This window comes from Geminicoccus sp. (genome assembly GCF_035556675.1).
In the GTDB taxonomy this organism is placed as follows: domain Bacteria; phylum Pseudomonadota; class Alphaproteobacteria; order Geminicoccales; family Geminicoccaceae; genus Geminicoccus.
Genome location: NZ_DATMFZ010000381.1, coordinates 21,864 through 32,666 on the forward strand (window position 1 = coordinate 21,864; position 10,803 = coordinate 32,666).

General features: G+C 69.2%; 11 protein-coding genes. 9 read left to right on the forward strand and 2 right to left on the reverse strand.

Annotated features, from left to right (window positions below; all coding sequences use genetic code 11):
* The first annotated feature begins 14 nt into the window (after positions 1–14).
* From argH to VNS22_RS27370, 7 genes are all read left to right on the forward strand, one after another.
* The gene (gene argH / locus VNS22_RS27340; protein WP_325738232.1) at positions 15–1,505 is read left to right on the forward strand and encodes an argininosuccinate lyase; all 1,491 of its coding nucleotides are present in this window, start codon (positions 15–17) and stop codon (positions 1,503–1,505) included.
* Positions 1,506–1,568: 63 nt separating this feature from the next.
* A complete protein-coding gene (locus tag VNS22_RS27345) occupies positions 1,569–2,396 on the forward strand; it encodes a transporter substrate-binding domain-containing protein (protein WP_325738234.1) in 828 nt (275 codons plus the stop codon).
* Positions 2,397–2,422: 26 nt separating this feature from the next.
* Positions 2,423–3,085 (forward strand): amino acid ABC transporter permease, encoded by a 663-nt coding sequence (locus tag VNS22_RS27350; protein ID WP_325738236.1) that lies wholly within the window; start codon positions 2,423–2,425, stop codon positions 3,083–3,085.
* A complete protein-coding gene (locus tag VNS22_RS27355) occupies positions 3,082–3,786 on the forward strand; it encodes an amino acid ABC transporter permease (protein ID WP_325738237.1) in 705 nt (234 codons plus the stop codon). The genes VNS22_RS27350 and VNS22_RS27355 overlap by 4 nt, the downstream gene beginning before the upstream one ends.
* A gap of 14 nt (positions 3,787–3,800) precedes the next feature.
* Positions 3,801–4,544, forward strand: a complete 744-nt coding sequence (locus VNS22_RS27360) for an amino acid ABC transporter ATP-binding protein (protein WP_325738239.1) — start codon at positions 3,801–3,803, stop codon at positions 4,542–4,544.
* 74 nt (positions 4,545–4,618) lie between these two features.
* On the forward strand, positions 4,619–5,824 hold the full coding sequence (locus VNS22_RS27365; RefSeq protein ID WP_325738241.1) for a PLP-dependent aspartate aminotransferase family protein: 1,206 nt from the start codon (positions 4,619–4,621) through the stop codon (positions 5,822–5,824).
* Between the two features lie 136 nt (positions 5,825–5,960).
* Positions 5,961–7,178, forward strand: a complete 1,218-nt coding sequence (locus tag VNS22_RS27370) for an MFS transporter (RefSeq protein WP_325738243.1) — start codon at positions 5,961–5,963, stop codon at positions 7,176–7,178.
* A gap of 307 nt (positions 7,179–7,485) precedes the next feature.
* Here the strand turns inward: VNS22_RS27370 and VNS22_RS27375 are convergent, their stop codons facing one another.
* Both VNS22_RS27375 and VNS22_RS27380 read right to left on the reverse strand, forming a co-directional pair.
* Positions 7,486–8,316, reverse strand: a complete 831-nt coding sequence (locus VNS22_RS27375) for an alpha/beta hydrolase (protein ID WP_325738245.1) — start codon at positions 8,314–8,316, stop codon at positions 7,486–7,488.
* 140 nt (positions 8,317–8,456) lie between these two features.
* Positions 8,457–9,272, reverse strand: coding sequence for a DeoR/GlpR family DNA-binding transcription regulator (locus VNS22_RS27380; protein ID WP_325738250.1), 816 nt, complete (start codon positions 9,270–9,272; stop codon positions 8,457–8,459).
* 179 nt (positions 9,273–9,451) lie between these two features.
* Here VNS22_RS27380 and VNS22_RS27385 point away from each other — a divergent pair, with 179 nt between their 5' ends.
* A complete protein-coding gene (locus tag VNS22_RS27385) occupies positions 9,452–10,399 on the forward strand; it encodes an ABC transporter substrate-binding protein (protein ID WP_325738252.1) in 948 nt (315 codons plus the stop codon).
* 8 nt (positions 10,400–10,407) lie between these two features.
* Positions 10,408–10,803: ATP-binding cassette domain-containing protein (locus tag VNS22_RS27390; protein ID WP_325738253.1), on the forward strand; the 396-nt coding region annotated here is incomplete at its 3' end.

The window sequence follows — 10,803 nt, forward strand, 5'->3', positions numbered from 1 at the left end:
GAGTGCAGAATGCCGTGAGCGGTCGCCTGGGTGAAGCGCCGATCGACGAAATCAAGCGCATGGTGTACGCGCCGGGCCTGCTGCGCGCCGACGATGCCGACTTTCACGACATGTGCGCCATGAACCAGGCCCATTTCGTGATGCTCGCCGAATCCGGCCTGATGCCTGCGGGCGTGGTGAGGCCGCTCGCCCGTGCCATGCGGCAGCTGGCCGCCGAGGGGCGCGGCACCGTGCCGACCGATCCGGAGCTCGAGGATTCCTATTTCGCGTTCGAGGCACGCCTGACCGCGATCGCCGGCGGCGACGTGGCCGGTCGGCTGCATACCGGGCGCAGCCGCAACGACATCGGCGCCACGCTCGACCGGATGCGGGCGCGCCGGCTGTGCCTGGAGATCCTCCGGGCGCTGCACGACGCGCGCGCTGCCTGCTATGCGCGGGCGCTCGACCATCTGGACACGGTGATCCCGGGCTACACCCATCTCCAGCCGGCCCAGCCGATCACCTTCGGCTTCTATCTGGTCTCGGTCGCCAACGCCCTCGGGCGCGATGCCGAGCGGCTGGTCCAGGCCTATCGCCACATCGACGAGAACCCGCTGGGCACGGCCGCACTCGCCGGAACCTCGTTCGCGATCGACCGCCGGCGCACGACGGAGCTGCTGGGCTTCACCGCGATCCTGGAGCCGGGCCTGGACGCCGTGGCGTCCCGCGACTTCGCGACCGAGCTGATGTTCGCGGCCACCGCCCTGTCGGTGCACTGGAGCCGGGTGGCGCAGGACATGTACACGTTCTGCACCCACGAGTTCTCCTCGGTGCTGTTCCCGGACCGGATCGCCGGCACCTCCAGCATCATGCCGCAGAAGAAGAACCCGGTGGCGCTGGAATATCTGCGCGCCGAGGCCGGCCGCTCGATCGGTGCCCTGACCGGTGCGCTCGCCTCGATCAAGGGCACCAACTTCTCCATCGCACTCGATGCGCTGCGCGAGGGCTTCTACGACGCCTGGACGGTGCTGGCCCAGATCCCGGGGGATCTCGCCCTGTTCCAGAAGGTCATCGAGAACGCGGCGCCGGATGCGGTGAAGCTGGAGGAGCGCTGCCGCGCGAACTTCGCCACCGCCACCGACCTCGCCGACGGCATGGTGCGCGAGGCCGGCATCCCGTTCCGCGACGCGCACCACATCGTGGGCGCGGTGGTGCGCGCCGCCGTCGAGGCGGGCAAGACCGCGGAAGCGATCGATGCGGCCATGGTGGATGCGGCCGCGGTCGAGATGATCGGCCGGCCGCTGGGCCTGCCCGACCGGTTCATCGCGGCCTGCCTCGACCCGCGCCAGGCGGTGGAGGCCCGCCGGACGCTGGGCGGCACCGCCTCGGCCGAGGTCGCCCGGATGGTCGAGGCGGGGCAGGCCAGGCTCGCCGGCGACCGGGACTGGCTAGACCAGCGCCACGCCGCGCTCCGCCAAGCAGCCGAGCTTTTGCAGGCAAGGGTCGAGGAACTCGCCGGCAGCTGATCGAACGGCTACACCACACTGCCCTGACCAGGGGGCCGTCCGACCAAGAAGGGGAAGCAGCGCATGATGACACGTCTCGTTTCGACCTGCCTCGCCGTGCTCGCGCTGTGCGGCGGTGCGGCGACGGCCCAGGAGCTGCCGGCCCTGCCGGACGCGATCAAGGATCAGGGCACGCTGCGCGTAGGCGTGCGTTGCGACCAGCCGCCCTACGGGTTCAAGGACCAGAACGGCGACTTCGCCGGTGTGGAGGTCGAGATGGCCAGGCAGATCGCCCAGTGGGCGACCGGCGGCCAGATCGAGATGATGTGCGTGACCGCGGAGAACCGCATCCCGCAGCTCACCGCTGGCAAGGTCGACATGCTGATCGCCACGCTCGGCAAGACGCCGGAGCGCGCCCGGGTGATCGACTACAGCACCCCCTACAACTGGGGCGGCAGCGACCTGCTGGTGATGAAGGATTCGCCGATCCAGAAGCTCGCGGACGTCAGGCAGGCCGAGACCGTGGTGATGCTGAAGGGGACCACCCAGGCCGCCTGGTTCGACGCGAACGAGCCGGACGTGCCGACCATGCGGCTGAACTCGATCTCGGACGCGCTCCAGGCCTTCAAGCAGGGCCGGGGCGACGTCATGGCCGCCGATGTCGCGACCCTCACCGTGATCGCGGAGAAGGACGACAGCGTGCGGATGGTGAACGAGCCGTTCGCGATCTCCGTGGGCGGCATCGGCGTGCGCAAGAACGAGCCGGAATGGCTGGCCTACATCAACGCGGCACTCGACCGGATGGCCAAGGAGAACCTCTACATCCCGTGGATCGAGAAGTGGGCGCCCGAGGACAAGTGGGGCTTCTACAAGGCTTCCTTCCCGCCTGCCCCGTTCCCGGAGATCGAATGACCGGGCGCGGCTGAGCCCATAGGCTCATGGAGTTCGACCCCGCCTATCTGGTCCGCCATCTGCCGGCGCTCTGGCGCGGGCTCCTGGTGACGATCGAGGTCAGCCTCGCCGGGATGCTGTTCTCGATCGTGCTGGGCGTCCTGGGCGCCGCCGCGCGCTACCTGCGGATCCCAGGGCTCTGGCAGTTCGTCGCCTTCTACGTGGAGTTCATCCGCAACACGCCCTTGCTGGTGCAGATGTTCTTCATCGTGTTCGGCCTGCCCGCGATCGGGCTGACTCTGTCCCTGTTCTGGTGCGGGGTCCTCTCGCTGGCGCTGTGGGCGGCCGCCTATCATGTCGAGAGCATCCGCGGCGGCCTGGAGACGGTGAACAAGGGCCTGCGCGAGGCCGGCCAGGCGCTGGGGCTCAAGCCCTGGCAGTTCCTGGTCAAGGTCTCGCTGCCGCTGGCGCTGCGCGTCGCCATCCCCAGCATGCTGAACACCTCGGTGTCGCTGGTGAAGAACAGCTCGATGCTCCAGGCGATCGGCCTGATGGAGCTGACCTTCGTGGCGGTGGACCGCATGGCGATCGATTTTCGGATGCTCGAGATGTTCACCGTGCTGGTGGTCGTCTACCTGGCGCTGGTGTTCGTCCTGTCCTTCGTCGCCGGCCGGGTGGAGCACGTGCTGCAGAGGCCGTTCCGCGCATGAACGTGATCCTCGCCAACTGGCCGCTGTTCCTGGACGGCTTCTGGCAGACCATCAAGATCGGCATCGTCACCCTGATCGCATCCACCGTGATCGGCTTCGTGCTGGGCACGCTGGCGATGGTGCGGCCCTGGTGGGTCCGGGCCCTGGTGAAGGTCTATGTCGAGTTCCTGCGCGGCGTGCCGCTGATCGTGAACATCTTCTTCGTGTTCTTCGGAGCGCCCCTGCTGGGGCTGCCGCTCAGCCCCTATGGCGCGGTGGTGCTGGGCCTGTCCTTGTGGGGCGGGGCGAACGGGGCGGAGATCGTGCGCGGCGGTCTCCAGGCGGTGCCGCGCCACCAGAGCCAGAGCGCCCGGGCCCTGGGCCTGAAGGAATGGGAGATCTTCTGGTTCATCCTGCTGCCCCAGGCGCTGCGCGGCATCCTGCCGGCCTTTGCCGGCCTGCTCACCCTCCTGATCCAGTCGACCACGCTGGGTGCCCTGGTCGGGGTCTCGGAGATGCTGGCGATGGGCCGGCTCGTGGTGGAGCGCACCACCGTGATGGAGGGCTCGGACCCGGCCTTCCAGGTCTACACCTTCGTGCTGGTGGCCTACTTCCTGCTCTGCTCGGCGCTCACCTGGTGCACGCGGCGCTGGGAGCGGCGCCTGGGTGCGGTGGGCGCCAGGCGGCGGCTGCTGGGCGGCGGCAACGCCCCGGCGATCTGATGCGAGAACCGCCCATGCCCGAGCCCCTGATCTCCGCGCGCGGCCTGAACCGCCATTACGGCGCGGTGCAGGCGCTGGTCGACGTCGACCTGGACGTCCATGCGGGCGAGGTGGTGAGCATCATCGGGCCGTCCGGCTCGGGCAAGAGCACGCTGATCCGCTGCCTGAACGGCCTGGAGATCCCGACATCCGGCACGATCACGATCGACGGCCAGCCGATCGGGCTGCGCGACCACCGGGCCTGGACGAGGATCCGCCCGGACGTCGGCATGGTGTTCCAGGACTACACCCTGTTCCCGCACCTGACGGTGCTGCGCAACATGACGCTGGCTCCGGTGCGCCGCGGCAGGGCCAGCCGCGCCGAGGCCGAGGCGAACGCCATGGAGCTGCTCGCCAAGGTGGGGCTGGCCGACAAGGCGCACGTGCATCCGGCCGAGCTGTCCGGCGGCCAGCAGCAGCGTGTCGCGATCGTCCGCGCTCTGGCGATGAAGCCCAAGGTCCTGCTGTTCGACGAGCCGACCTCCGCACTCGACCCCGAGACGATCCGCGACGTGCTGGAGGTCATGCAGCAGCTGGCGCGCGAGGGCATGACCATGGTGGTGGTGACCCATGAGATCGGCTTTGCCGGCGAGGTCGGCAGCCGGCTCGTGTTCATGGAGCGTGGCCGGATCGTGGAAGAGGGCCCACCCAGGCAGCTCCTGGAACGGCCGGCCAGCCGGCGCCTGGCCGACTTCCTGGCGCACCTGATCCGGCACTGACCGGCAGGTCGCGCTGACGGGCCGGCGCATCGTGCCTAGACTGGCGGCATCTTCGCTTCCTGGAGACCGGTCTCTTGGCTGATCCTGCTTCCCTCGGCGACGCGACCCTGGCCCTGCACGGCGGTGCCGAGGACCGCGCGGTCGGCGCGCCCGCGGCGCCGCCGCCGGTGCTGGCCACCAGCTTCTTCACCCATCCGGACGCGGTCGGGTTCGCCGCCGCCGACATCGACGCGGCGACGCCGCATTTCTACACCCGCTGGAGCAACCCGACCCTGCAGCTCCTGGAGACCCGCCTGGCCGCGCTGGAAGGCGGCGAGGCGGCGGTGAGCTTCGCGAGCGGCATGGCGGCGGTCACCGCCCTGTTCCTCGACCGGCTGCGGGCGGGCGACCACCTGATCCTGTCCGAGGTCTGCTATGCCGGGGTGGCGGAGCTGGCCCATGCCCAGCTGGCCGGGCTCGGGATTGCGACGAGCTTCGTCGACACGTCGGACCTGGCAGCCGTGGCGGCGGCGTTCCGGCCGAACACGAAGCTGCTGCATGTCGAGACCCCGGCCAATCCGACGCTGCGCATCACCGACATCGCCGCCGTGGCGGAGCTGGCCCGCGCGCGGGGCGTGCCGCTCTCGGTCGACAGCACGATCGCGACCCCGCTCGGCACCCGGCCGCTGGCACTGGGCGCCGACTATGTCATCCACTCGCTCACCAAATATCTGTGCGGCCACGGCGATGCCCTGGGCGGCGCGGTGATCACGACCGCCGAGCGCGCCACGACCCTGCGCAAGGAGAGCCTGATCCATCTGGGCGGCTCGCTCTCGCCGTTCGCCGCCTGGCTGATCATGCGCGGCATGGAGACCCTGGTGCCGCGCATGGCCCTGCACGAGAGCAACGCCCGCAGGCTCGAGGCCTGGCTGGCGGAACATCCCAAGGTCCTGCGCGTGCTCTGGCCGGGCTCGCCGCGGCACCCGCAGCACGAGCTCGCGAGGCGGCAGATGCGCAACTTCTCCAGCCTCCTGTCCTTCACCCTGAAGGAGGACAATGCCCGGATGGCGCGGCAGGTGGCGGAGCGGCTGCGGGTGATCTCGCCGGCCGTGTCGCTCGGCAAGACCAAGAGCCTGCTGTTCTACATTCCGACCGATGACATCATCAGTGCGTCCTGGCGGATGGGCGAGGCGGCGGCAGGTCGCTACCGGGCGCTGGCCGGAGAAGGGGTGTTCCGCTTCTCGGTAGGGCTGGAGGACGCGGACGATTTGATCGCCGACCTGGATCAGGCCCTGGCCTGAACAGCTGGAGCGGCAGCGCGCGGATGGCAGCCATGCGCGCGGCACACGCAGCGGAGGGTTGCGGCGTGCCGTGGCCTGCCGGCACAGCCGGAAGGGGTGGCCAACCTCCAGGCCACCCGTCCGAGTGGATCCGAGCATGACCCGTGCGCACTGTCCGGCCGCCGCCCGCACCGGGACATCGGCTGCCCATTTCTTCGTGGCGCTATCCATCTGCGCTGCCATCCTGAACAGCACCACGCCCTCGACGCTCTATGCTGTCTATCAGGCCCGCTGGCATTTCGGCGCCACGACCACCGCCGCGATCTTCGCGATCTACTCGGTGGGCACGCTTGCGGCCCTGCTGATCCTGGGCCGTCTGTCCGACCGGCTGCCCGACCGGCGGCTGGTGATCGTCCCGGCTCTGCTGGTCTGCGCCGCGGGTGCCACGATGTTCGCTCTGGCCGACAGCGTCTTCCATCTGTTCGCCGGGCGGCTGCTGGCCGGTGTTGGCACCGGTGCGATGGTCGGCGCCGCCAATGCCGCCATGGTGGAACTCGATCCACGCCAGGACCGGGTGCGTGCCGCCGTCATGGCCTCGGTCGCGTTCACTGCGGGCGCGTCGCTGGGGCCAATCATCAGTGCGGTTGCCCTGCAGCTCGGCTGGTGGCCTACCCAGCTGCCGTTTGCCCTGCTGGCCTGCCTGTCGCTCGTCACCGCCCTGGCCCTGGTGGCACTGCCCTGGCCGATCGTGGCACGCGTGCCCGCCACCAGCGTCGCCAACTGGCCGGAGCGCTCCGGCGGCGTGCTGCCGACCCTGCGCCTGATCCGCGTGCCATTCTTCGCCGCGGCGATCGCTCTGATCCTGTCCTGGTCGATCGGCTCGACCTTCATGGCGCTGGGGCCGACCTTTACCGCTCGGCTGTTCGACCTGAACCATCCTGCCGTCGGCGCCTTCACCTTGGCAGGTTTCCAGCTGGTCGCCGGCACCGTTCAGTTCATCTGCCGCCAGCGTGATCCGGCCAAGTGCATGATCCGGGGCTCCGTGCTGGTGGTGGCAGCACTGCTGGCCTGCACGCTCGGCGCGTGGGTCGGCCTGCCGCTCCTGTTCATCTGCGGCGTGCTGGTGGTCGGGGTCGGCTATGGCGCGGCGTTCGTGGGGGCGGCCGGAACGGTGAACCTGGTGGCGCCTCCCGACCAGCGTGCGACCATCGTGTCGCTGTTCTACGTGGCCGGTTACTTTGGCAACACCATCCCGCTGGTGGCGCTGGGGGCGGTCGCGGATGCGATCGGGCTGCTGGGCGGTCTGGTCTTCCTCGCGGCGGCAGCGATCGCCCTGGTTCTGCTGCTTTTGGCTCTGGCGCGTCGGCTGCAGTAGACACGCCAGCATTGCCAGCAGGAAATGAACAGGGCGACACAGCGCTGGCTGGGCGCAGATGGCAGCCCTGATGGGTTCGATGCCGGAGGACACGGCAAGATGCGTGACCTGATCTTCACCGATGGCAGTGACGACCAGGTGCGGGGCCGGGGGGCAATGACGTCATCGACCTGGAACTCGGCAATGATCTCGGCCGCGGCGGCGATGGCAACGACCTGACCTCGGACTTCTGAGCGCCTTCCCACCAGCATGAGCGCGGCAGCCCGGCGGCCGCTCCGCCGCCGGGCTGCGCCTGAGCCCTTGGCCGTCAGCCCCTGATGAACGCCAGCAGGTCCTGGTTGATCACGTCGGGATGGGTCGTGCACATGCCGTGCGGGAAGCCGTCATAGGACTTGAGCGTGCCGTTCTTCAGCAGCTTCACCGACAGGGGCGCAGAATCGGCATAAGGCACGATCTGGTCGTCCGTCCCGTGCATGACCAGGACCGGCACCTCGATCTTGCGCAGGTCCTCGGTGAAGTCGGTCTCGGAGAAGGCCTTGATGCAGTCGTAGTGGGCCTTGGCCCCACCCATCATGCCCTGGCGCCACCAGTTGTCGATGACACCCTGCGAGACCTTCGCGCCTTCCCGGTTGAAGCCGTAGAAGGGGCCGGCCGGGATATCGACATAGAACTGGGCGCGGTTGGCGGCGAGTGCCGCACGGAAGCCGTCGAACACCTCGATCGGCAGGCCGCCCGGGTTCTTCTCGGACTTGACCATGACCGGCGGCACCGCACCGATCAGCACGGCCTTGGCCACCCGGCCGGGTTCGGCGCGGGCGACATAGTGGGCGACCTCGCCGCCGCCGGTGGAATGGCCGACATGGACCGCATTCCTCAGGTCGAGTGTGGCCACCAGCTCGGCCACGTCGGCGGCATAGGTGTCCATCTCATTGCCGGTATCGGTCTGGCTGGAGCGCCCGTGGCCACGCCGGTCATGTGCGATCACCCGGTAGCCCTCGTGCAGGAAGAACAGCATCTGGCTGTCCCAGTCGTCCGCGCTGAGCGGCCAGCCGTGGTGGAACATGATCGGCTGGGCGTCCTTGGACCCCCAGTCCTTGTAGAAGATGGTGGTCCCGTCCTTGGTGGTGATCGTGCTCATCGGTCGAACCCTTCCTGAAGCGTGTAGTGCCGTGCCCTTCACACGCGTGAAAGCACAGCTCAGACTTGCAAGAATCGGGCTAGGAAGGAACCGACAGAAATCGATGGGTCGCAGGGGGAATCATGCCCTGCGGGCAGCACTCACGGCGCGTCTGCCGGTGCCTGCGTAAGGTCGGGCGCAGCCGGGCCCGTGTCCGCCGCTGCCGTCAGCCAGACGAGCTCGGTGCCGGCCAGGCGTGACTGCAGGGTGGCGGGCGGGGGGACGTCGCATACGATCGTGTCGACCTGCTCGAACCGGCACACCCGTACCCTGGCCCTGGCGCCCAGCTTGCTGCCGTCGGCCGCGACGACCGTGCGGGCGGCGGCATCGATCATCGCCCGCGCGATCCGGGCCTCGTCCAGGTCGAAATCCATGAACCCGTCGGCGGCATCGATCGCCCCGATCGACAGGATCGCCACGTCCGCGCGGAACTGGTCGATCAGCGCCAGCGCCTCGGGACCCACCGCCGCGCCGATATCGGCCCGGAACGCGCCGCCGGCGAGATAGACCCGGTGCTCCTGCCGCCCGAGCAGGGTCCGGGCGATCTCCAGCGCGTTGGTGACGACGGTGAGCCCGCGCCGCTCCAGCAGGGCCTCGGCCACGAACGCGGTGGTCGAGCCGCCGTCCAGCATCACCGTCTGGCCGTCCTGGATCTGGCCGGCCACCGCCCGGCCGATCCGGCGCTTGATCTCGGTGCGCTCGCTTAAGCGCCGCGAGAAGGGCGGTTCGGCCTGGGCCAGCGGCAGCGCCACGGCGCCATGAGCGCGCACCAGCCGGCCTTCCTCCACCAGTGCCCGGGTGTGGCGGCGCACGGTCTCGTCCGACACGTTCAGGTGCTGGGCCAGCTCGCTGATCGTGCAGCGGCCACGCTCGCGCAGCGTGGTCATGATCGCGGTCTGCCATTTGGTGGGAAACATGCGCCGGCCTCGTTGCGTCCGGCGCGAAGCTGAGCCTCGTCCCTCGCGAAATCAACAAAGTTGTGGTTTCCCTGTTGACCCAGGCACCGCGGCAGGCGGACAGTTCCGGGAAAGGACCGATGACGGACGGGTCTTGAGCCCGCCACGCCCAGCGGCCCGATAATGGGGAGGGAGAAGCTATGCTGAGGCATCTCTTGCTGTCCGCTGCCGTGGCGCTGCCGATGGCGCTCGCCGGTGGGAATGCTGGTGCGGTCGAATCCAACGACCCGATCAAGCTCACCCTGCACGACTGGACCGGTCAGCTCATCACCACCCGGATCATGGGCTCGGTGCTGCAGAAGGCCGGCTACAATGTCGAGTACGTCCAGGCCGACTATCTGGCCCAGTTCGCCGGGCTGAAGACCGGGGACCTCCATGTTGCCATGGAGATCTGGGAGACCACCGGCCGCGAGGCGATGGACGAGGCCACCGCGACGGGCCAGGTCGAGAACCTGGGCGAGACCGGGATGCAGGCGATCGAGGAATGGTGGTACCCGACCTATGTGAAGGAGCAGTGCCCGGGCCTGCCGGACTGGGAGGCGCTGGCCGATTGCGCCGAGCTGTTCTCGACCGCCGAGACCGCCCCGGACGGGCGCTATCTGGGTGGGCCGGTGACCTGGGGCGGGTTCGACGAGGAGCGGGTCGAGGCCCTGGAGCTGCCCTACGTCGTGGTCCATGCCGGGACCGACGCGGCCCTGTTCGCCGAGCTGGAGAGCGCTTACCAGCGCAAGGCGCCGATCCTGCTTTGGATCTATGCGCCGCACTGGGCGCCCATCAAGTACGAGGGCGAATGGGTGGCGTTCCCGCCCTACGAGAAGGCCTGCTACGAGGATCCGGCCTGGGGCATCAATCCTGACCTCACCCATGACTGCGCCAAGCCGCGCGGGCCGATCTGGAAGGTCGCCTGGAAGGGGGTGGCCGAGAAGTGGCCGGGCGCGCACGAGGCGATCCAGGCCTTCCATGTCGAGAACGACGAGATGGGCCGGATGATCGCAGCGGTCGACCTGGACGGCCGGCCGGTCGAGGCGGTGGTCGAGGAGTGGGTTTCGGCCAACGAGAGCCGCTGGAAGCCCTGGATCGGCCAGTAGGACCGGCCATGGCGGCGGCCCGCCCGGTCAAGCTCGCGGCCAGCGGCATCTGGAAGCTGTTCGCTGCCGATGGCGCTGCGTTGGACCGGCTGGGGCCGCATCCCGACGATGCGGCGCTGGACCGGGCCGGGCTGGTGGCGGGCGTGGCCGATGCCAGCCTCGCCATCGGCGAGGGCGAGATTTTCGTCATCATGGGCCTGTCCGGGTCGGGCAAGTCGACGCTGGTGCGCTGCCTGTCCCGGCTGATCGAGCCGACGCGGGGTCAGGTGCTGCTGGACGGCCAGGACCTGACCCGGGCCGGCCCCGCCGAGCTGATCCGGCTGCGCCGCCACAAGATGGGCATGGTGTTCCAGAACTTCGCGCTCCTGCCGCATCTGACCGTGCTGGGCAATGTCGCCTTCCCG